A 21,759-nucleotide genomic window follows, 5' to 3' on the forward strand; every position below is an offset into this window, starting at 1 on the left:
TCTCCGGAACTCGTTCTGGTCGGCGACTCGAAGCGGCGGTCTCATCCGCAACGCCCCGGTCACGGGCGGTCCTCGTGCTGATCCGCGCCACGCGAAGCGAGTTCGTCGGTCGGGGTGCGACCGCTGCGACATCGCTCGGCCGCGGATTCGATCTCGCGGACGGCCGCCGAACTCGTCGCATGTGCCGCGGCCAAGGTCAGCAGTTCGACCGCGACCGCCCGGATGTCCGGATCGGCGAGTCCGCAACGGGCCGCGTCCAGCCAGCGGCCCGCGATCGGAGCCGCGACCGCGGTCGCCTCGGCGACGACGGCCGGGGACGACAGCAGGGCGTCGAATACGTGGATCGGTACGGTCCAGTCGTTATCCGGCTGGGCGTCCAGATAGCGGACCTCCAGATGCCCGGAAGCCCGCACCGGCGGGAACAGCGTGGTCAGGTGATAATCGAGATCGCCGACCTCGGGACGGCGACCGATCTCGTCGTCCAGCGCGCCGGACAACCAATCCGCGAAGGTCGCGCCCGGCGGCGCGGACCAGCCGATATCGCCGTCGTCGACGCCATCGGGACGACGAACGCACAGCAGCTGGACATCCAGAGCCCAGCGCGCGTAGCCGGCGATCGGATCCGGCCACGACTCCGCCGCGGGGCGGGTACGTGCGTGATCCAGGCGCAACCAGGTGCGCATGCGTTGGGATGCCCAAGCGCCCGCGGGTGCGCCGCGCAATTCGGGGGAGCAGGCGAAGGCCGCGACCAAGGCGGGGCCGATGGTGTACAGCGCATTCCATCGGGCGGTGACCTCGGCGCGATCCGCACCCGCGTCGACGCTGACCTGGGTCGCGGCCGTATTGCACATCATCAATTTGCCGAAGGGGCCGATCCCGCCGAAGGACTCTTCCATGGCGCGATAGCGCGGTAACCGCAAAACCCGCTTCGGGCGGCGGTTCGCATCGGCGGCGGCGGATACGGTGCGGATGGATCGGGATTCGAGCAGATCCCGCAGCATCCGAGCATCGGTGGACAAACCCTCGCACAGCTGCGCGGCAGCGGCGAACGGGGCGCTGGAGAGCTCGATCTGACCGCCGGGTTCGATGGTGACCCGGCTGCCCCCTGGCAGCGAGAGTGCCGGTGAATCGGGGGCGATGGACCGCGGTGCATAGGGTCCGAGAGCATCTGCGAGTGCAGTCAGTTGCGGGCGGGGGGCGGCCAATGGGCCTGACGGCGAACACTCACCCTGCACGGTGAGCCATTCCAGTTCGGCGCCGATGAGCGTCGGTGGCCCCAATTTGAAGCAGATTTTCTCGATATAGGCCTCTGCAGCGGCCCGCGAGGACAGTTCACCGTGCTCCAGCGCGGTGACCCGCTGCGGGTGCTCGAGCGTGACCGCCATACCAACCTCCACCATCTGAACCGGGTACCCGTTTGCGGGGTTCTTCTGCACTGCCGGTAGTTGTCTCGGTAGTTCTGTATCGCCGCGTTTGCTCGTCGTATTCCACTGCGCCGACCCAAACCAGCGTAACGACGGGTACCGACAAAAAATGTGACAAGAATCTGAATTCGTGGTCACGCACAACGAGGACGCGCGGCCCCGGCCGCCGAGCTGCGCCGACCCGAGCGACGACGCGGGGGGCCTGTTTCGGCGATACTGTCGTCGACATGCTGGACGAGAATCGCGTACGTGCCGATATCCCGGGCTACGGGTCCGGATCCGAGCTGGTCTTCCTCGACAGCGCGGGATCGTCGCTGCCGCCGCGGGCCGTGCTCGACACCGTCGTGGACCATCTGCGACGTGAGGCCGAAATCGGCGGCTACCGCGCGGCGAACGAACGACTCGACGACCTCGCCGCGGTGAAGACCGATATCGGCGCACTCATCAACGCCGATCCGGCCGGCATCGCGCTCAGCGACAGCGCCACCCGCGCATGGACCGATTTCTTCTACTCCGTCCCGCTCGCGCCCGGCGACCGCATCCTCATCTCCGGCGCGGACTATGCGAGCAACGCGATCGCCGCACTGCAGCGCGCCAAGGCGACCGGCGCGGTGGTCGAGTCGATTCCCAGCGACGGCAGCGGTCAGATCGATCTCGACGCGCTCGCCGAGCTGGTCGACGAACGCGTCAAGCTGGTGTCGGTGCTGCACGCCCCGACCAACGGCGGCCTGGTCAACCCGGCCGCCGAGGCCACCAGGATCGCGCATTCGGTCGGCGCGCTGGTCCTACTCGATGCCTGCCAATCGGCCGGGCAGCTGCCCATCGATGTGGCCGAACTCGGTGTCGACGCGCTCTCGGTCACCGGCCGCAAATGGCTGCGTGGGCCGCGCGGCACCGGATTCCTTTATGTGCGACCGGAATTGGCGGCGTCGATGGAGCCACAGCGGCTGGACCTGCACAGCGCGCAGTGGACCGGCCCGGATGAGTACGCACTCGTGCCCGACGCGAGTCGTTTCGAGTTCTGGGAATGCGACGTCGCGGCGCGACTCGGTCTCGGTGCGGCCGTGCGGTACCTGCTCGACCTCGGACCCGAGGACGTCTATGCGGCGATCGCGGCCCGCGCCGAACACCTGCGCAAATCGCTACCGGAAATCGACGGAGTCACCGTGCGCGACATCGGGATTCGGCACAGCGGCATCGTTTCGTTCACCGTCGACGGGAAATCCGCCGTCGAGGTGCGCGATCGCCTTGCGGCACAGAATATTACGGTGACGGCGAGCCATGCCAGCTCTACGCTGCTGGATATGACCGCCCGTGGCCTGGATTCGGTGGTGCGCGCCTCGCCGCACTGCTTCGTGAGTTTCGAGGAGCTCGACCGGTTCGTCGGCGCGGTCGCGACGCTCTGATGTCACCCCGGGAACTGGTCGTCCTCGGCACCGCGAGTCAGGTACCGACCAAGCAGCGCAACCACAATGGGTATCTGCTGCGCTGGGGCGAGGAGGGCATTCTCTTCGATCCGGGCGAGGGCACGCAGCGGCAGATGACATACGCGGGCGTCTCGGTCACCGACATCACCCGGATCGCGGTGACGCATTTCCACGGCGACCACTGCCTGGGACTACCCGGCATAATCCAGCGGATCAGCCTCGACAAGGTCGCCCATCCGGTGGATGTCTACTACCCCGCCTCGGGCGAGCCGTTCTTCGATCGACTGAGCAATGCCAGCGCCTTTTACCGCACCACCGACCTGCGGCCGCATCCGATCGCCGATCCCGGCGTGTTGGACGCGCCCGGCGCACCGTTCGTCCTGGAGGCGGTCGCGCTATCGCATCCGGTCGAGGCCTTCGGCTACCGGCTCACCGAGCCGACCGGCATGCGCATCCTGCCGGATCGGCTCGCGGCCCTCGGGCTGTACGGCCCGGCCGTCGGACAGTTGCAACGCGCGGGCAGCATCGAATACGACGGGCGCACAATCACTCTGGCGGATGTCAGCGAGCCGCGCCCCGGCCAGAGCCTGGCCTTCGTGATGGACACCAGGCTCTGCCCCGGCGTACTCACGCTCGCCTCGGGTGTGGACATGCTGGTGATCGAGGCGACGTTCCTGGATGCCGACGCCCACCTCGCCGAGGAATACGGCCACCTCACGGCCGGGCAGGCGGCCCGGGTGGCCGCCGAGGCGGGCGTGCGCACCCTGGTGCTGACCCACTTCTCGCAGCGCTACCGCGACCTCGACGGCCACCTCGCCGAGGCGTCGAAGCACTTCACCGGGGAGATCGTGATCGCCACCGATCTCGCGAGAATCCCACTGCCCCCACGCCATTAGCTCGACGGTGGCGGCGCAGCAGCCCGTCACAACGCACTGGGATCCGCACCAGGAGCAGACTCGGATTCCCGGCTGTCAGGCCAGGTGCAACGCGAGGACCTGGGCGACGAGAGCACGGGTGCTGGTCGCCGGGCCGACCAGGCGCAGGCTGCGGTTGGCTTGCAGAGCGGCGATGCCGTGCAGGTTGGTCCACAGGGCAATCGCGGCAGCCCTCGGGTCGTCGGCGGTCGGCGCGGCTGCGGCGACCAGCGCGGCGAAGCCCTCGAACAGCGGCAGGGTGATCGAGCGCAGATTCTCGCCGGACCCCTCGAGCAGATCGTGGCGGAACATCAGTGTGAACATTTCGGGGCGCTCACCAGCGAATTCGACGTACTCCGCCGCCATGCGCTGCAAATGCTCGCGCGGCGTGGTCGCACCCTCCTGAGCCTTCGCGAACCGATCGATGAGATCGGCGAAACCCCGCGCGGCAATGGCGGCCAGCAGCGCACGGTGCGTGGGAAAGTGGCGGCGGGGCGCACCATGGGAAACCCCGGCCGCGCGGGTGATGGCCCGCAGACCGAGCTGCGCCGCGCCGACCTCTTCGAGCATGTCGACCCCGGCGCCGACCAAGCGTTCCCGCAGGGGCTCATTTTCGACCATGGAGACATTGTCTACGTCGGCCATCGAATCGCTCCTCACCGGTATCCCCGACTGCGTCACATTAGGTAGAAATCCTCTACCGATAATCGTAGACAATGTCTACACTCACGTGGTAGACAGTGTCTACGGCAACTTCCTCGGAGGCTCATGTGTGGTACCGGTTGTTCAAGTACGTGTTCGTCGGCCCGCTGTTGCGGCTGATCGGTCGGCCCGAAGTGGAAGGTCGGCGGCACGTGCCGCGCACCGGACCGGTGATCATCGCCGCCAACCACCTCGCAATGCTGGATTCGCTCTACCTCGCACTGGTTCTGCCCCGCCGCGTCACATTCCTGGCCAAACAGGAGTACTTCACCGGCACCGGGCTCAAGGGACGGTTCAAGCGCTGGTTCTTCACCGTCGCGGGTCAGGTCCCGGTGAACCGCAGCGGCGGCACCGCCGCCGCGGACGCACTGGACGCCGCCACCAGAATCCTGGAATCGGGTGATATCTGGGCGATCCACCCGGAGGGCACCCGCTCCCCCGACGGCCGCGTCTACCGTGGCCGCACCGGTGCACTGCGGGTCGCCATGGCGACCGGCGCGCCGGTGATTCCGGTGGTGCTCGCCGGTACCGACAAGGTGAATCCGCGCGGTGCCAAATTGCCGCGTTTCGGCAAGGTGCGCATCAGCTTCGGCGCGCCGCGTTACTACCCCCCGCTCACCCCGAGGCCCGCAGTCCACACCGCAGGCGACACTTCGGCCCCTTGCCCGGTCCGCGCGGCCACCGACGAGCTGATGCGGGAGTTGGCCGCCCGATCCGGCCGCAACTACGTCGACCGCTACGCCGCCACCTTCGGTTCCACCCGTTCGTAACATTTTCGCCGCATTCGCCGTACGCACCGGACATGTCCGTGGACAACCGGACGGAACGGTTAACGCTGGGACCAATACGCGGGATAGTTGGGAAGCAGGCCGGATCGAATGTCCGGCCACCGCATTGTGGTCACGAGGGAGTGGACGTTGAGCAGGTTCACCGATGAGATGTACGCGACGGCGGCGCAATCCACGGGTCGAGGGCTGGTGACCGGAGAGCCGAACACCCCGTTGCGACAAACCTGGGGCGAGATCCATCAGATCGCGCGCCGAATGGCGGGCGGCCTCGCGGCAGCCGGAATCGGACACGGTGACGCGGTCGGTGTGCTGGCCGGAATGCCGGTCGATATCGCACCGGCCTGTCAGGCCATCTGGATGCGCGGCGCATCGATCACCATGCTGCATCAGCCGACCCCGCGCACCGATCTGGTGGTCTGGGCCCGCGATACCGAGACCGTCCTCTCGATGATCGAGGCGCGCGCGGTGGTGCTCGGCGCGCCCTTCGAGGCCGCCGAATCGCTGTTGCGCGAGCGCGGCATCACAGTGGTGCGCATCGACCAGCTGCGCGACGGCCCGGAGGTCGATCCGGTGCCGACCGTCGAGACCGATATCGCCTTGCAGCAATTGACCTCCGGATCGACCGGATCGCCGAAGGCGGTGCGGATCACGCACGAGAACTTCTACGCCAACGCCTATGCCATGTTCGATCGGGTGAAGTTCCAGCTCGACGATGATGTGATGGTCAGCTGGCTGCCCCTGTTCCACGATATGGGCATGGTCGGATTCCTCAGCGTCCCTATGCAATTCGGCGCCGATGTGGTCTGCGTGACGCCGATCGACTTCCTGATGCGCCCGCTGCTGTGGGCCGAGCTGATCGATAAGTACCGCGGAACCGTCACGGCGGCACCGAATTTCGCGTACTCGCTGCTGGCGCGCAGGCTCAAGCAGGCCGAGGACGGCGCCTACGATCTCAGCAGCGTCCGCTACATGTGGAACGGCGCCGAACCCGTCGACCCGGACACCATGGACGCCCTCGCCGACGCCGGAAAACGCTTCCGGCTCAATCCGATGGCACTCACCCCGGTCTACGGTATGGCCGAAACCACACTGGCCGTGTCGATTCCGGATCCCGGGCACGGCCAGGTGCTCGACATCATCGATGCCGACCTGCTGGAGGCACTGGGAAAGGCTGTGCCGGTACATGATCCGCACGGCGGCCACGGCCACGGCCACATACGCCGGCTACCCACGCTCGGCTACCTGGTCGACAATCTGGAGGGCCGGATCGTCGACTCGGAACGCCAACCGCTGCCGACCCGTTCGGTCGGGGTGATCGAACTGCGCGGTCCCGCAGTCACTTCGGGCTATGTCACGGTCAACGGCTTCCGCCCGGCCCAGGATTCGGACGGCTGGCTCGACACCGGCGATATCGGCTACTTCACCGATGAGGGCCTGATCGTGGTGTGCGGCCGGATCAAGGACGTCATCATCATGGCCGGCCGCAATATCTACCCCACCGATATCGAGCGCGCCGCCATGCGGGTGGCGGGGGTGCGCCCGGGCAATGCCGTCGCGGTCCGCTTGGACGCGGGCGAAAAACGCGAAAGCTTCGCCGTGGTCGTGGAAAGCAACGACCACCAGAACGCCGACGAGGTCAAGCGCATCGAACGCGAAATCGTGCACTCGGTCTTCTCCGAGGTCGGCGCGCGCCCCCGCACCGTCGCCGTCCTCGGGCCCGGCGCCCTCCCGAAGACCTCCTCCGGCAAACTCCGCCGCTCCGCCACCGCAGTCCATCTTCGCTGACCACGGCCGCCGCCGTTGGCGCGGCGGTCTGATCGACCGCGCAATCCGCGCCTCAGTGCAGTTGGTTCTGTGCCGGTTCGAGCCCGACGCGCAGCAGCAATTCGACTGCGTCCGCGGCCTGTTCGACGATCACCGGAACTTCCTTGCGCTCCGCCGAGGAAAACGGTTTGAGCACATAGTCCGCCGGATCCTGACGGCCGGGCGGGCGGCCGATGCCGATGCGGGTGCGCAGATAGTCCTTGGTGGTCAAAGCGCTGGAGACCGAACGCAATCCGTTGTGCCCGCCCTCGCCGCCGCCGCGCTTGAGCCGGACCTGGCCGAACGGCAGATCCAGTTCGTCGTGCACGACGATCACCTCGGTCGGCGGCACCGAGAAGAATTTCGCCAAGGCCGCGACCGGGCGCCCGGACAGATTCATGAACGACCGCGGTTTGGCGATCAGCACCTGCCGCCCGTCCAGCCGGGCCTGCAGCAGGTCCGCACCGGACTTCTTGTGCACGGCAAAACGGCCGCCGACGCGCTGCGCGAGCACGTCGGCGACCAGAAAGCCGACATTGTGCCGGGTGCGCTCGTACTCGGGACCGGGATTGCCCAGTCCGACCACGAGCGCGGGCCCGGTCGAGGATTCGGTCATGCGGATAACCGACCCGAGGAGTTCTTACTCGGCGCTCTCGGCCTCCGCGGCGGCCGCGGCGGCCTCTTCGGTCTCCTGCGCGGAGAGCGGCGCCGCGATGATGTTGACGATCAGGGCCTCCGGGTCACCGGCCAGGGTGACGCCCTTCGGCAGCTCGATCGCACCGGCGGTGATCTGGGTGCCCGCCTCGGCGCCCTCGATCGAGACCTCGATGGCCTCCGGGATGTTCAGCGCGTCGGCCTCGATGGACAGCGTGGTGGATTCCTGGGTGACCAGGGTGCCCGGACCGGCCTCACCGGTCAGCGTGACGTTCACATCGGCGGTGACCTTCTCGCCGCGCTTGACGATCAGCAGGTCGGCGTGCTCGATGTAACGGCGAATCGGGTGCACCACAACGGATTTGGTCAGTGCGAGCTGCTTCTTGCCGTCGATTACGAGGTTCAACACCGCATTGGTGCCGTGCTCGCGCAGGATGGCGGCGAAGGCCTGGGCGTTGAGCGAGAGGTGCTGCGGGTCGGCGGCGTGGCCGTACAGCACGGCGGGAACGTTGCCCGCGCGACGGGTACGGCGGGCGGCGCCCTTGCCGAACTCGGTGCGGACGGCGGCTTCGAGAAGGTTGGCGTCAGACATGACTGGATCTACTCCCTACGGCTCTTCCGGGCTGTCAACAGTGCGCCAGGGACTGTTGTTCACCCTGGCAAAGGTTGGTCTATTCGTCGGGCGAAGACCGAACGAGGACGGCCGAGAGCCGAGCCGCGTCGATCACGGTGAACGCATTACGTCTGCGGTCACCCTCGCCGAGACAACCCGAACACCATAGCGCAAGTGTTTATGTCCAGCTGAATCGGGTGGTCATAGTCACCGGATTGCTGTCACCCCTGTCGCGTACGCTGGAGCGGTTGCCGATCGGCCGTCTGAAAGGTTTTGAAGTTGACCGCCTCCACTGAGGGTGTCGTCGCGCCCGCCCCGCGTGGGTTGCCCGCCGAGGTCGCCCGACGGCGCACATTCGCGGTGATCTCCCACCCCGACGCGGGCAAGTCGACGCTCACCGAGGCCCTGGCATTGCACGCCAGAATGATCTCCGAGGCGGGCGCGATCCACGGCAAGGCCGGGCGCAAGTCCACCGTGTCGGACTGGATGGAGATGGAGAAGGCGCGCGGTATCTCCGTGAGCTCCACCGCACTTCAGTTCAACTACCGCGCCGCCGGCTCCGATATCGATAACGTCATCAACCTGGTCGACACCCCCGGCCACTCGGATTTCTCCGAGGACACCTACCGCGTGCTGACCGCCGTCGACGCCGCGGTCATGCTCATCGACGCCGCCAAGGGTCTCGAGCCGCAGACCCTGAAGCTGTTCCAGGTCTGCCGCCATCGCGGCATCCCGGTCATCACCGTGATCAACAAGTGGGACCGCCCCGGCCGCGCGCCGCTGGAACTGCTCGACGAGATCAACGAACGGATCGGACTCACCCCGACTCCGCTGTTCCTGCCGGTCGGCATCGCCGGTGACTTCCGCGGCCTGCTGCGCCGGGGCCCGGAGGGCGAGGCCGTCGAATACATCCACTTCACCCGGACCGCGGGTGGTGCGACCATCGCGCCGGAGGAGTCGATCACCCCGGAATCCGCCGAGGCCCGCGAGGGTGAGGCGTGGACGACCGCCGCCGAGGAGAGCGAACTGCTCTCGGCCACCGGGCAGGACCATGATCAGGAAATGTTCCTGGCCGGGCAGACCTCCCCCGTCATATACGCCTCGGCGATGCTGAATTTCGGTGTGCGGCAATTGCTGGAGACCTTGGTCGCGCTGGCGCCCGCGCCCGGCTCGCGCGCCGATGTCGGCGGCACGCCGCGCGACACCACCGATCCGTTCAGCGCGGTCGTATTCAAGGTGCAGGCCGGAATGGATGCGGCACACCGGGATCGGCTCGCGTTCATGCGGATCGTCTCCGGTGAATTCGAGCGTGGCATGGTCGTCACGCACGCCCAGACCGGTCGGCCGTTCGCCACCAAATACGCGCTGACCGTCTTCGGCCGGGAGCGCTCGACCGTCGACACCGCCTACCCGGGTGATGTGGTCGGCCTGGTGAATGCCACCGCGCTGGCGCCGGGGCACACGCTGTTCGTGGACAAGAAGGTGGAGTTCCCGCCGATCCCGTCCTTCGCGCCGGAGCATTTCGCGGTGCTGCGGGCGCAGAGTGCGGGCAAGTACAAGCAGTTCCGCAAGGCCATCGATCAGCTCGATTCCGAGGGCGTGGTGCAGGTGCTGCGCAATGACGCGCGCGGTGATGCGTCACCCGTGCTCGCGGCGGTCGGACCGATGCAGTTCGAGGTGGTGACCGCGCGGATGCTTGCGGAGTTCAACGTCGAAACCCACATGGAGCACCTGCCTTATACGCTGGCCCGGCGCACCGATGCCGAGTCGATGGCCGAACTCGACCGCCAGCGCGGAGTCGAGGTGTTCACCCGGTCCGACGGGGCGCTGCTGGCACTGTTCAGCGACAAGTGGCGGCTGCAGTACATCGAGAAGGAGCATCCGAAGCTCACGCTCGAGCCGCTGGTCGCGGCGGCGGATTAGGGATTGCCCTCAGCTGTGTCCCGATTCCGGGGGATGGAGGCTCAGGCCATTCTCTCTCACCCGGCTTCGGGTTTCGCCGTCTCCGGTTCGGGTTTCGCCGTCTCCGGCTCGGGCTCCGGCTCGGGCTCGCGACGCAGCGGGGTGGTGGGCTCACGTTCGACGGCCGCTATGCCATCTTCGCGGGCGATCAGCCCCCAGCGACTCGATGTCAATCGCAGGCTCGGCAGATCGCTGAGCGACAGGACCACCTCGTAGGTCCGCTCGTAGCCGGTATGCGCGATGCGCCAGAGACCGTCCGTGCACCGCACATAGCGATCGGTGTAGAACGCCGCGCCGCGCAGCAGCATATTGTGCTCCGGTATCAGCACGGTATCGGCGAGATACCAAGTGCCGGTGGCGGTATCACCGTCGACGTCGATCTCCGGATGGTCACATCGGTGCTCGGTGATGACATGGGGACCGAGGGTGTTGCGCATGAAGGCCAAGAACGCGTCCCGCGACTCGAACTGCAGGTATTCGCTGTAGGTGGCGGTCGCCTCGGGAATCATGGTGTCCGCAAATTCATCCCATGACTTGGTGTCGAGGGCGCGCAGATACCGGAACTTCAGGCGACTGATCGCTGACACAGCATCCTGATCCATACCTCAACAATCCCATTCGAAGTCGCCGCGCTGGACCTATTGGGAGATTTGTATCAGATTGCTATCACTACGAGCCGAAATTCGTGATCTTCCGTATGGGTCAGTTCCCGATGGTGAAGCAGGTATTGCAGAAATCGCTGCCGAACTCGGTCAGCCGCAGACTCTTGCGCACGATCTTGGGCGCCCGCCCGGCCTTCTTCAGCGCCGCCTCGACCACCGGCTGCACCTCGAGCACCATGTATCGGCTCAGCACCACCGGATCCTCGGAGACCTGGGTCAGCCCGAGGCGGTTGAGGTTGATCAGATAGGTGCGGGCGCGGTCCGGATAACGGACGCCGGCCTGTTCGGGCACGGAGGTCAGATCGCCGGTCACCAACTCCGAGCCGATGCCGAGCGGACGGTTGGTCCGCACATCCACCGACGGCTGCGGACCGTTCAATGCCATGAACCGCAGAATGCGCGCCTCGTCCGGAGCCAGCTCGTCGAGGATCCGGTCGTAGGCGGGGTGCACGTCATCGGTGAAGTAGACATCGGCCGAGCGGGCCAGCAGCGCGTCACCACGGCGACGCAGCTCTTCGCTGCTCGCCGAGTGCAGCGGCGCGCCGATGCTGATCGCCGTCGGCTGCGGCGCACCGTTGGAAGCCGGTACGTAGCTGACGATTTCGCGCACCGACCCCTCGGTGACACCTAGCGCGCTGCGCGCGATGGAGCGCAAGGCATTGCCGGTGCGTTCGGCGATATCGGCCGACGACTCACCGTCGAGCGCGGCCTGGGTGATCTCCTTGGTCACCTCATAGGTCGTCTCGACGGCCCACTGGCTGCCGCGCACCACGGTGCCCGCCGCGAGCCCCGCCGCTCGGAACACACCGCGAATCAGCCGCGCCTCATTGCTGATCTGCCGCTGTTCGACATCCGAGCTGCGCTCCACCGAGCGGGTACCGGCCCGGGCCACGTCCTGTCCGGTCCTGTCGTCTGTCACGTTCTACTCCGATGTATTGCCAAGTGAACGAATACGCCCACAGATTATTGCCCGCAAGCCTTCCAGGTATGCCTAACCGCGAGCCGAGTGGGCCAGCAAACACGCCGACCCCTGCTGTCGGACGTGTGGTGGTCGTCATTGTCTCCGGCGCCAGTTGACAGTACGACATCCTGGACACACAGTGTGACTGATGTCTCAGACAATCCGTTGTGGGGCGGGACACTCGCGGTGGACCGGCCTCTCCGTCTCACAGTAGGGTCCGTCTGCCGACAGGGTGCTAGTTTTGGGATGCCGGTGAGGCGGCGGTCACCGGTTTATCGGCAGGAGGGTGTCGTGTTAGAGAGCGTTTTCGGGATTCACCCGACGATCCTCCTCGAGTTAGTGACTATCCCGCTTTTCACTGGAATCATCGGCTACATCACCAACTGGACCGGCATCCTCATGCTGTTCAAGCCGGTCGCCTTCCACGGTGTGCATTTAGCCGGATTGCGCGCGCTGTTTCCCTTCCTGCCCAAACGAATTCAGGTGCTTCCGCTACTGAGCTATGACGGCCGAATGGGCTGGCAGGGCATCGTGCCGTCGCGCGCGGACAAAATGGCGAGCATCGCCGTCGACAAGGGTTTGGCGAAACTCGGGAGTGTCGCCGACTTCTATCGCGAGCTGGAACCGGACAAGCTCGCCGAACATCTCGCGAGTATCGCCGATGCGCAGATCAAGGACATCGTCGAAGAAATCCTGCGCCGCGAGCACCCGCAACTCTGGTACAACCTGCCGACCGGCGTGCGCGAGATGATTCACGCGCGGGTCCGTCAGCAGCTGCCCGATATTCTGCGCGAGCTGACCGAGGAATTGGGCGCCAATATCGATCAACTGCTCGACGTCAAGCAGATGGTCATCCGCTATTTCCAGGCCCGACCGCACCTGCTCAACACCCTTTTCCAAGTGCTCGGCGCCAAGGAACTGCGTTTCATGCAGAACTTCGGTTTCTACTTCGGCGCGCCGATGGGTGTGGTGCTGGTCGCGGTGCTGCACGTGACCGGCTGGTCGACGCTGGTGGTGCTGCCGATCGGCGGCGTCATCATCGGCTGGGTGGTCAACTGGATCGGCCTTAACATGATCTTCGCGCCCGCGTACCCGAAGTGGTGGTGCCCGTGGCGGCAGGGTCTGCTGATCAAGCGGCAGTCCGAAATCACCGACGGCTACGCCGAATTGGTCTCCAGCCAGGTGATGACCGTCGCCAATATCGGTGACGAACTGCTGAACGGTCCGCGCTCGGACCGGACCATGCAGATGCTCGAGGACACGCTGCGCCCGGCCGCGGACCGCGCGCTCGGACCCGCCCGACCCGCGGTGAAGTTCATGCTCGGCAGTCGGGAGTACGACTCGCTGCAGTCGACGCTGACCACCGAGGCGATGTCCATCGCGCCGATCGCCTTCGCCGATCCGGACTTCAACGTCCAGCAGGGCAGGCAAATCAACGACTACATCGCCAAACAGATGTCGGCGCTGTCGCCCCCGGACTTCGTGGATATGCTGCGATCGGCCATCAAACAGGACGAATGGCTGCTTTTTCTGCATGGCGGCGTGTTGGGGCTCTTCGCCGGATACGCTCACATCCTGATCTTCGGAACGGGAGTGGCGACATCATGGCTATAACGGAATCTGGCGGCGACGATACACGGGCCGCCGGACAGGGCTCTGAGCACGTGGAGCACTCCGAGGTGGCCGAAACAGCCCAGCTCTCGAAGGAAATCGCGCGGTTACCGATCACCTCGGTCGAGGTCGAATCCCGCAAGCGCCAACCCGGTTCGGTGCGCAAGACCGTCCGCGCGACCACCGGCGTCGCCCGGGTCGCGGTAACCGCCGCGGCCGAGGTGACCGCATGGGGCATCGATACCGCACTCGGCGTAGGCGCGACCGTGGTGCGCGGCAGTATCGCGGGAAATCCACCGCGCGAGGTCCTAGCCGAGGCCGAGGCGGAGGTCCGTGACGCGGTGCGCCGCGCATTGCGCCTACCCGCGACGCCCGAGCAGCTCACTACCGACGCGGTTCCCACGCTGCGCGAGCAGGGCGCGGCACTGCTGCGCCTATCGGCGAGCACACAGGGCGAACATCACGAAACCCACCCCGCCTTCGCCCGCATGCTCGAGGAACTCACCCCCGACGAGGCACGCATCCTGCGCTTCCTGCACCTCGACGGCCCGCAGCCCTCGATCGACATCCGCGCCGGACGCCCGCGCGGCCTCGGCGTCGAGCGAATCATCTCCGGCCTCAACCTGATCGGCGAGCACGCTGGCCTGCGCTTCCCGAACCGCATCCAGCAGTACCTCCCGAACCTGCGCCGCCTCGGTTTAATCGAGTTCGTCAAGGAGCCCGTCGGCAACCCGAACCGCTACCAACTCCTAGAGGCCCAATCCCCCGTCCGAGAAGTCCTGAAGCGCTCCGGTTTCGGCACCAAGGTCTACTACCGCAGCATCACCCTAACCGGCTTCGGCGCAGACTTCGTCCAAACCTGCCTCCCAGTCGTAGTCCAAGACGGCCGCGCCTCCGGCACCGACTAACCCCCGCCCCCACCCGAGCCGCCCCCTCCAAATTGGACGTGTGATCACGTGGAATCTATGGCGGCATCCCCCGAGAACCCCCCGCCACCAGTGCCACCTGATCTTGATCCCGGGACCACTCAGGTGGCGTCGGCGAGTTCCAGCCAGCGCTGCTCGGCGGTTTCCTTTTCGGCGAGGACCTGTTTGAGTTCGGTGCCCAGGGTGATGAGTTTTTCGGGGTTGGTGGCGGCGTCGGCGAGGGACGTGTGGAGGCGTTGTTCGCGTTCGGTGAGTTTGTCGATAATCCGCTCGAGTTTGGCCAATTCCTTGCGGGCGGCGCGGTAGGCGGCAGAATCGGTGGCTGGGGTTTCGGCGGGTTTGGTGTCGGGTCGCGTTGCCGTGGAGCTCGATACGGCGCGCTTCTTCAGATACTCGTCGATGCCGCCGGGGAGGTTGGTGAGTTTGCCGTCGCCGAACAGTGCCCAGGTGGAGTCGCAGATGCGCTCGATCAGGTAGCGGTCGTGGCTGATCACGACCAGGGTGCCCGCCCAGTTGTCGAGCAGGTCCTCGAGCTGTTGCAGGGTGTCGATGTCCAGGTCGTTGGTCGGTTCGTCGAGGAGTAGGACGTTCGGCTCGGCCATCAGGATGCGGGTCAGCTGCAGCCTGCGCCGCTCGCCGCCGGATAAATCGCCGACCGGAGTACGCTGGCGAGCGGGGGTGAAGCCGAGTCGTTCGGCCAGCTGGCCCGCGGAGATCTCCTTGTCGCCCAGCATGATTCGCTGCGCGACCTGCTGCACGGCCTCCAGCACCCGCAGCTCGGTGGGCAGGTCGTCGAGTTCCTGACGGAGCCAGCCGATCTGGACCGTCTGGCCCTGAATGCGTTTGCCCGCAGCAGGTTCGGTGTCTCCGGCCAATGTGCGCAGCAGGGTCGTCTTGCCGGATCCGTTCACCCCGACCAGACCGACCCGCTCGCCCGGCGCGAGGCGCCAGGTCAAGTCGCGCACCAGCTCGCGGCCGTCCGGCGTCGCGAGGGTGGTGTCCTCGAGTTCGATGACGACGCGGCCGAGGCGCTTTCGCGCGAACGCGGCCAGCGAGACGCTGTCGCGCGGCGGCGGCACATCGGCGATCAGCGCCTCGGCCGCCTCCACCCGATAGCGCGGCTTGGAGGTGCGCGCCTTCGCACCGCGCCGCAGCCAGGCCAGCTCCTTGCGCGCCAGGTTCGCGCGCCGGGCCTCGGTGGCGTCGGCCTGCCTGGCCCGCTCGGCGCGCGCGAAGATCCAGTCGCCGTAACCGCCCTCATAGCTCTCGACCTTGCCGCCGACGACCTCCCAGGTATCGGTGGCGACGGTGTCGAGGAACCAGCGATCGTGGGTCACGACAACCAGGGCGCTGCGGCGGTTGAGCAGATGTTCGGCCAGCCACTGCACGCCCTCGACATCGAGGTGGTTGGTGGGCTCGTCGAGGACGAGTAGATCGAGGTCGCGCACCAGCGCGGCGGCCAGTGCGACACGGCGGCGCTCGCCACCGGACAGATTGTCGACCGAGGTTTCCAGACCGAGGCCCTCGATGCCGATGCCCGCCATCACCGAACGAATGCGCGGGTTCGAGGCCCATTCATGTTCGGCGACATCGTCGGTCATCGCATCATCAGCGAGTCCGGCCAGCACGACGGATCCGACGGTCGCGCCAGGGGGCAGCGCGCCGCGCTGGGTCACCACCGCCATCCGCAGCCCGCCGACCCGGCTCACCCGGCCGCTGTCCGGCGGTTCGAGGCCGGTCAGCACCTCCAACAGGGTGGTCTTGCCGCCGCCGTTGAGGCCGACGACACCGATCCGCTCGCCCGCGTGGATACCGAGCGACACGTTGTCCAGGAGCGGCTTGATACCGAAACTCTTGGAGACCTGCTCGAGGTTGATCAGGTTGGACATGGATCCTTCCGAGTCGTGCACCGGGCGAGTACCTGCCCTGCGCAAGCGTACCGAGCACCCCGAACCCACCACCGCCCCGCCGAATCCAAAGGCCCGCCCCACCCCCACCGCGGCGTCCGCCCACCTCCGCACCACTCGGCCCGACCGCCCCAACAGAGCCCCAGAGTGCGACGTCACTGCGAGAATCAGATCCGGGCCAGCGGTTCGGCTTCGACTGGCGAACGGGGCGATTCCAAGGCTTGCGCGACGAACGACGTTCGTTTACAGTCATCGTAACGAACGATGTTCGTTACGAACAGCGTTAGCGCTCCTGAGATTACAGCCGCAGAATGGGAGCCCCACCTCGCAGCGAGGTGAGCGGAGGCGGCACCGTTGCACAACCCTTACCCGGAGGTTTCTCATGCACGTCGGTCTCGGTCTGCCCATTTCCGATCCCGCCGCTCTGCTCGACTGGGCTCGCCGCGCCGATGCGGGTCCGTTTTCCACGCTCGGTCTGCTCGACCGACTCGTCTACGACAATCCCGAACCGATGGTGGCGCTCGGCATGGTCGCCGGTGCCACCAACCGCATCAAGGTGCAGACCGAGGTGCTCATCGCGCCGCTGCGCGAGCCGACGCTGCTCGCCAAGCAGGCGGCCACGCTCGACCGCATGTCCGGTGGCCGTTTCGTGCTCGGCCTCGGCGTCGGCGGTCGCGAGGACGATCACATCGCCTCCGGCACCGACCTGCGCACCCGCGGTCGCCGCCTGGACGAGCAAATGGAGATCATGCGCCGCCTGTGGTCCGGCCAGCCGCACGGCACCGACTGCGGACCCGTCGGCCCGGCACCGCTGCGTCCCGAAGGCCCCGAGGTTCTCTTCGGCGGCTTCCAGCCCGCCGCCATTGATCGCGTCGGCCGTTGGGGCGGCGGCTTTCTCGCCGCCGCCGCACCGTCCTGGGCGGGTGCCCTGTTCGACACCGCCCGTCGCTCATGGAAGGAACACGGCCGCGACGGCGAGCCCCGCATCGTCGCCCAGGTCAATGTCGCGCTCGGCACGCCCGACCTGATCGAAGACGCCCGCGCCTCGATGGGCGCCTACTACGAGTTCAGCGGTCGCGCCGAGTACATGCTCGCGGGCATGCTCACCACGCCGGCCGATATCCGCACGGCCATCGGCCAATTCGAGGATCTCGGCGCCGACGAGGTCATGTTGTACTGCTACGGCCGCGACGCCGACCAAGTCGACCGCCTCGCCGACGTCATCGCGTAACCTGCGCGACCGGCCCGAGCGTGCACTTTCCGCCGAACCCGGCGATTTCCGCCAGATTCTCACGCGAAAAGTGCTCGCTCAGGCCATCTTCGGCAACCGACATCCACGACGGTGTCGGCGCACGCCTCCGGTAACTCACCCATTCCGCCGCCGGCAGCCGCCCAGCGCGCACCCTCCCGCCGAATCGGCGAACGCGGAACCGTCAGCGCTTTCCAGGCATGTGGCTGCTGATGACCCGAGCACCGGGCACCGGTCCGCTGGCAGTCCGCACGCTGCGGCACACACCCGCGCCCGCGAGCTCGGCCGCCACCGCCACCGCCCCATCCTCGCTGTCACACAGGAACGCACAGGTAGGACCGGAGCCGGAGACCAACCCGGCGAGCGCGCCCGCGCCGACGCCAGCGCGCAACGTCCGCCGCAACTCCGGCTTCAGCGATAACGCCGCCGCCTGCAGGTCATTACCCAGCAGGGGCGCGAGCTGTTTCGGGTCACCCGAGGCCAGCGCCTGCATCAGCGCCTGCGGCTCGCCGAGCCGAGGCGGGTTGCCATGCTCGCGTAGTCGATCGAGTTCGGCGAAGACGGCGGGCGTGGACAGCCCGCCCTTGGCCAGCGCGAGCACCCAGTGAAAAGTATTGCGGGACAACACCGGAAGCAGCCGTTCGCCACGGCCGGTGCCGAGCGCCGTGCCGCCGTGCAGCGCGAACGGCACATCGCTGCCGAGTTCGGCTGCGACGGCGAACAATTCGTCGCGGGTGAGCCCGACATCCCACAGCTCGTTCAGGCCGACGAGCGCGGCGGCGGCATCCGCACTGCCGCCCGCCATGCCACCAGCGACCGGAATGCCCTTGTTGATGGCGATTTCCACCAGTGGTGCGCGACCGGCCAGATGCGCGACACGCACGGCTGCTTTCCAGACCAGGTTGGTGCGATCGGTCGGCACATCGGCGGCCCCCTCCCCGCTGACTCGAACGGTCAACGAGGCGGCGGGCGCGATCTCCAGATCGTCGCTGAGCGATAGGGCTTGAAATACCGTGGTCAGATCGTGATAGCCATCCGCGCGCACGTCGCCGACGCCCAGATGGAGATTCACCTTGGACGGAGCGCGCACTACGACGGGACTCGGCACAACTGACAACACGGTGCTCAAGCCTATCCGGTGGGTCCGACAGGTGCTCAGCTCGAGATGAGACATTCACCAGCCATGTGTCGGACGGTTACAACAGTGCGCCGCCGGTCGCATCGATCCACTGTCCGGTGACCCAGCGCGAGTCGTCCGAGGCGAGAAAGGCGGCGATATCGGCGACGTCGCCGGGCTGGCCGACACGGTTCAACGGAGACAGCCCCGCGACCCACGCCTCGGCCTCGTCATTGCGCAACCAGTTCGCGTTCATATCGGTATCGATCACGCCAGGACCGACGGCATTGACGGTGATGCCGCGGGCACCGAGTTCCTTTGCCAGCGTTTGGGTGAAGGTATCGATCGCGCCCTTGGTCATCGTGTACGCGATGAGCTGCGGCATCTTCGCCCCGTGCGTGAGGCCGGTCGAGATATTGACGATGCGACCGCCGTCGCGCAGCCGATCCAGCCCCAGCTGGGTGACGAAGAACGGGGCCTTCGCATTGACGGCGAAGACCCGGTCGAAGGCGGCCTCGTCGGTGCCGCCGATCGGTTCACGGATGCCATCGATGCCCGCGTTATTGACGATGATGTCCACGCCGTCGGCCTGCGCGTCGAACGCGGCCCACAGCTGCGCGGCATCGCCGGGCACGCCGAGCTCGGCCTTGATCGCGAATGCCGAGCCACCGGCCGCCTCGATGGCGGCGACGGTCTCCTTCGCCGCCTGCTCATTGCCGTTGTAGTGCACGGCGACCCGCGCCCCCTCCCGGCCGAGCCGTTCCGCGATGGCCCGGCCGATGCCGCGGCTGGCGCCGGTGACCAGCGCGGTCTTGCCGTCGAGCCGACCGGTTCGCAGCGGTGCGCCCATGACGTATCCCTTTCTCTAGCGATCACTACAGAACGGACGTTAGCACATTCTCTAGCGGTCGCTATAAAATGAACGCATGGGTGCACCGACCAGAGGGCGACCCCGCTCGTTCGACCGGGACGCCGCGCTGGAGAAGGCGCTGCGACTGTTCTGGGCGCGCGGCTACGAGGCGACCTCGATCGGCGATCTGACCGCGGCGATGGGAATCGGCGCACCCAGTCTGTACGCCGCATTCGGCGATAAGGCGACGCTGTTCAACGAGGTGGTGCAGGCCTTCGGCACGCGCTACGGCGGATTCATCCCGCGCGCCCTCGCCGAGGAGCCGACGGCCGAGGCGACGGTGCGCCGCATTCTGCGCGAGGCGGCGACGGAGTACACACGGCCCGATTGCCCACACGGCTGTCTGGTGATGAGCGCGGGACTCAACACGACCAGCACCGATATCGCCGAGATGCTGCGTCGGATTCGCAATCGAAATGTGGACGGCTTCGCCACGCGCATTCAGGCGGATATCGATGCGGGCCTGCTGCCACCCGAGACCGATGCGACCACGCTCGCGCGCTATGTGGGCACTGTCCTGCAAGGCATGTCGCAGGCGGCTCGAGATGGCGCGAGTCCCGCCCAGTTGATGCGGGTCGCCGAATTGGCCATGCACGGTTGGTCTTTCGCCGCGCGACCAGATCAGCACTGACCGGAGCCCCGGCAACAGCCGGAACTATCCGGACTCGCGAAACGACCAGTCGACGGAACCACCGGGACGACTGGGCAACTAACACTTGCACTCAATACCCTTGGGGGGTATGTTTCATTGCGTTGGGGATACCCCCACACCGTATGATCTAATGCGAGCGAAGGAGTCGGACATGGCCACCAGCACTTACACCGTCACAGGGATGACCTGCGGACACTGCGTCAGCTCGGTCAAGACGGAGATCGGCAAGATCGACGGCGTGACCAGCGTGGACGTCGACCTCGCCACCGGCGCCGTCCGGGTGGACAGCGCCGCGCCGCTCGCCGACGCCGATATCGTCGCCGCCGTGGACGAAGCGGGGTACGAGGTCGCCGTCTGATGCAGGACCGGCTGAAGTTCGCCGCGATCGGTGGCGGACTCCTCGCGCTGTTCGGTGCCGCACTCGGAATCGGCGCCCTGGTGGGCGATACGACCGGGTCGGCGCCGGACCACGGCGCGATGTCGCACACCGGACAGGACGCCGGGCTGTCGGATTCACGATCCGGCTACACCCTGGCCGACCTGACCGCACCCGCGGATCCGAATCGGGCCGGGGCCCTGCGTTTTCGGATCACCGGGCCGGACGGAACGCCGGTCACCCGATTCACCACACAGCACGACAAGAAGTTGCACCTGATCGTGGTCCGGTCGGACACCACCGGATATCGGCATGTGCATCCGACCATGGACGACGCAGGCACCTGGTCGATCGATTGGAACTGGGCGGCGCCCGGCACATATCGCGTCTTCGCGGATTTCGTCCCGGAGCAGGGGCCGGGCGATCTGGTCCTGAGCCGCACCGTCGCGGTCGCGGGAACGATCACGACGCAACCACTTCCGCCCGAGTCACGGTCGGCGACGGTGGACGGCTACCAAGTGAATATGACCGGCGGGCTGAGCACCGCGGGCAGCGAACTGCGCTTCACCGTGACACGCGACGGTGCGCCGGTGACCGACCTCGAACCGTATCTGGGCGCGTATGGGCATCTGGTCGCGTTGCGCGCCGACGACCTCGCCTACCTGCACGTCCATCCGCAAGGTGAAATCGGTCGCACACCAGCGGGTCCGGAGATCACCTTCCACGCACAGGCCCCGAGTGCGGGCGCGTATCGGCTGTATCTAGACTTCTCACACGGCGGCGGCGTGCACACCGCGGAATTCACGGTGCGCGTCGAATCATCCACAGCACCATCCACATCCAATGGCGGACACCATTCAGGTGGCGGCCACTCCTGACCGCAGCCACCGACCGGCACCCGACCGAGCCTGGAATCGGCGCGGTGACCTGCGCTTTCTACGCGGCACGCAGCGCGCGGCAGCCCGGATGAGGCCGAGGCGACCGCAGCCTTCGCGACGGCAAGGCAAAAGTTCGCTATCCACAATCTGTTTCGACGGAGCAGCTGAAGAGCAGGTGGCGGGTCTGGTTACGGCGGGCGTCCTCCTCCCCCACCAGCAACAG

Annotated in this window: 20 protein-coding genes; 11 read left to right on the forward strand and 9 right to left on the reverse strand. The window is 66.8% G+C overall.

Translation table 11 applies throughout. The features are described 5' to 3' along the window. Nucleotides 1-59: 59 nt before the first annotated feature. Complete coding sequence (gene egtA, locus ACHQ4I_RS15610; protein WP_420772420.1) at nucleotides 60-1,385, reverse strand: ergothioneine biosynthesis glutamate--cysteine ligase EgtA; 1,326 nt, start codon at nucleotides 1,383-1,385, stop codon at nucleotides 60-62. Nucleotides 1,386-1,651: 266 nt separating this feature from the next. Here egtA and ACHQ4I_RS15615 point away from each other — a divergent pair, with 266 nt between their 5' ends. Beyond that, nucleotides 1,652-2,830, forward strand: a complete 1,179-nt coding sequence (locus ACHQ4I_RS15615) for an aminotransferase class V-fold PLP-dependent enzyme (RefSeq protein ID WP_420772421.1) — start codon at nucleotides 1,652-1,654, stop codon at nucleotides 2,828-2,830. After that, a complete protein-coding gene (locus ACHQ4I_RS15620; protein WP_420772422.1) occupies nucleotides 2,830-3,747 on the forward strand; it encodes a ribonuclease Z in 918 nt (305 codons plus the stop codon). Before ACHQ4I_RS15615 ends, ACHQ4I_RS15620 begins: the two co-directional genes overlap by 1 nt. Before the next feature lie 75 nt (nucleotides 3,748-3,822). On the opposite strand, the gene ACHQ4I_RS15625 is transcribed toward ACHQ4I_RS15620, so the two are convergent. After that, nucleotides 3,823-4,410, reverse strand: coding sequence for a TetR/AcrR family transcriptional regulator (locus ACHQ4I_RS15625; RefSeq protein ID WP_420772423.1), 588 nt, complete (start codon nucleotides 4,408-4,410; stop codon nucleotides 3,823-3,825). Between the two features lie 125 nt (nucleotides 4,411-4,535). On the opposite strand from ACHQ4I_RS15625, the gene ACHQ4I_RS15630 reads away from it, so the two are divergent. Both ACHQ4I_RS15630 and ACHQ4I_RS15635 read left to right on the forward strand, forming a co-directional pair. Then, the gene (locus tag ACHQ4I_RS15630; RefSeq protein WP_420772718.1) at nucleotides 4,536-5,237 is read left to right on the forward strand and encodes a lysophospholipid acyltransferase family protein; all 702 of its coding nucleotides are present in this window, start codon (nucleotides 4,536-4,538) and stop codon (nucleotides 5,235-5,237) included. 147 nt (nucleotides 5,238-5,384) lie between these two features. After that, a complete protein-coding gene (locus tag ACHQ4I_RS15635; RefSeq protein ID WP_420772424.1) occupies nucleotides 5,385-7,040 on the forward strand; it encodes a fatty acyl-AMP ligase in 1,656 nt (551 codons plus the stop codon). A 52-nt stretch (nucleotides 7,041-7,092) separates the two neighbouring features. Here ACHQ4I_RS15635 and pth read toward each other — a convergent pair whose 3' ends face one another. Next, nucleotides 7,093-7,674, reverse strand: coding sequence for an aminoacyl-tRNA hydrolase (pth, locus tag ACHQ4I_RS15640; RefSeq protein WP_420772425.1), 582 nt, complete (start codon nucleotides 7,672-7,674; stop codon nucleotides 7,093-7,095). A gap of 24 nt (nucleotides 7,675-7,698) precedes the next feature. Further along, on the reverse strand, nucleotides 7,699-8,304 hold the full coding sequence (locus ACHQ4I_RS15645) for a 50S ribosomal protein L25/general stress protein Ctc (protein ID WP_420772426.1): 606 nt from the start codon (nucleotides 8,302-8,304) through the stop codon (nucleotides 7,699-7,701). Nucleotides 8,305-8,604: 300 nt separating this feature from the next. Here ACHQ4I_RS15645 and ACHQ4I_RS15650 point away from each other — a divergent pair, with 300 nt between their 5' ends. Further along, a complete protein-coding gene (locus ACHQ4I_RS15650; protein ID WP_420772427.1) occupies nucleotides 8,605-10,248 on the forward strand; it encodes a peptide chain release factor 3 in 1,644 nt (547 codons plus the stop codon). A gap of 56 nt (nucleotides 10,249-10,304) precedes the next feature. Here the strand turns inward: ACHQ4I_RS15650 and ACHQ4I_RS15655 are convergent, their stop codons facing one another. Together ACHQ4I_RS15655 and ACHQ4I_RS15660 are read right to left on the reverse strand one after the other, a co-directional pair. Beyond that, a complete protein-coding gene (locus tag ACHQ4I_RS15655) occupies nucleotides 10,305-10,889 on the reverse strand; it encodes a nuclear transport factor 2 family protein (protein ID WP_420772428.1) in 585 nt (194 codons plus the stop codon). Between the two features lie 100 nt (nucleotides 10,890-10,989). Then, a complete protein-coding gene (locus ACHQ4I_RS15660) occupies nucleotides 10,990-11,868 on the reverse strand; it encodes an Abi-alpha family protein (RefSeq protein WP_420772429.1) in 879 nt (292 codons plus the stop codon). A gap of 381 nt (nucleotides 11,869-12,249) precedes the next feature. On the opposite strand from ACHQ4I_RS15660, the gene ACHQ4I_RS15665 reads away from it, so the two are divergent. Next, nucleotides 12,250-13,524, forward strand: coding sequence for a DUF445 domain-containing protein (locus ACHQ4I_RS15665; protein ID WP_420772430.1), 1,275 nt, complete (start codon nucleotides 12,250-12,252; stop codon nucleotides 13,522-13,524). Nucleotides 13,525-13,589: 65 nt separating this feature from the next. Continuing rightward, nucleotides 13,590-14,429 carry an Abi-alpha family protein gene (locus tag ACHQ4I_RS15670; protein WP_420772431.1) on the forward strand — a complete coding sequence of 280 codons (840 nt, stop codon included), beginning with the start codon at nucleotides 13,590-13,592 and terminating at the stop codon, nucleotides 14,427-14,429. Nucleotides 14,430-14,548: 119 nt separating this feature from the next. Here the strand turns inward: ACHQ4I_RS15670 and ACHQ4I_RS15675 are convergent, their stop codons facing one another. Next, nucleotides 14,549-16,336 carry an ABC-F family ATP-binding cassette domain-containing protein gene (locus tag ACHQ4I_RS15675; RefSeq protein WP_420772432.1) on the reverse strand — a complete coding sequence of 596 codons (1,788 nt, stop codon included), beginning with the start codon at nucleotides 16,334-16,336 and terminating at the stop codon, nucleotides 14,549-14,551. Nucleotides 16,337-16,736: 400 nt separating this feature from the next. On the opposite strand from ACHQ4I_RS15675, the gene ACHQ4I_RS15680 reads away from it, so the two are divergent. Next, nucleotides 16,737-17,585, forward strand: a complete 849-nt coding sequence (locus tag ACHQ4I_RS15680; RefSeq protein ID WP_420772433.1) for an LLM class flavin-dependent oxidoreductase — start codon at nucleotides 16,737-16,739, stop codon at nucleotides 17,583-17,585. Nucleotides 17,586-17,787: 202 nt separating this feature from the next. On the opposite strand, the gene ACHQ4I_RS15685 is transcribed toward ACHQ4I_RS15680, so the two are convergent. Further along, entirely contained in the window at nucleotides 17,788-18,723 is a 936-nt protein-coding gene (locus ACHQ4I_RS15685) for a 4-(cytidine 5'-diphospho)-2-C-methyl-D-erythritol kinase (protein WP_420772434.1), read from the reverse strand. 76 nt (nucleotides 18,724-18,799) lie between these two features. Beyond that, a complete protein-coding gene (locus ACHQ4I_RS15690; protein WP_420772435.1) occupies nucleotides 18,800-19,570 on the reverse strand; it encodes an SDR family oxidoreductase in 771 nt (256 codons plus the stop codon). A gap of 76 nt (nucleotides 19,571-19,646) precedes the next feature. Here ACHQ4I_RS15690 and ACHQ4I_RS15695 point away from each other — a divergent pair, with 76 nt between their 5' ends. The 3 genes from ACHQ4I_RS15695 to ACHQ4I_RS15705 all read left to right on the forward strand — a co-directional run bounded on the left by ACHQ4I_RS15695 (nucleotide 19,647) and on the right by ACHQ4I_RS15705 (nucleotide 21,536). Beyond that, nucleotides 19,647-20,261 (forward strand): TetR/AcrR family transcriptional regulator, encoded by a 615-nt coding sequence (locus tag ACHQ4I_RS15695; RefSeq protein WP_420772436.1) that lies wholly within the window; start codon nucleotides 19,647-19,649, stop codon nucleotides 20,259-20,261. A 172-nt stretch (nucleotides 20,262-20,433) separates the two neighbouring features. Then, complete coding sequence (locus ACHQ4I_RS15700; RefSeq protein WP_420772437.1) at nucleotides 20,434-20,640, forward strand: heavy-metal-associated domain-containing protein; 207 nt, start codon at nucleotides 20,434-20,436, stop codon at nucleotides 20,638-20,640. Further along, nucleotides 20,640-21,536, forward strand: a complete 897-nt coding sequence (locus tag ACHQ4I_RS15705) for a hypothetical protein (RefSeq protein WP_420772438.1) — start codon at nucleotides 20,640-20,642, stop codon at nucleotides 21,534-21,536. The genes ACHQ4I_RS15700 and ACHQ4I_RS15705 overlap by 1 nt, the downstream gene beginning before the upstream one ends. Nucleotides 21,537-21,759 lie beyond the last annotated feature (223 nt).

Origin of the sequence: Nocardia nepalensis (genome assembly GCF_048910785.1) — a bacterium.
GTDB classification, from domain to species: Bacteria; Actinomycetota; Actinomycetes; order Mycobacteriales; family Mycobacteriaceae; genus Nocardia; species Nocardia nepalensis.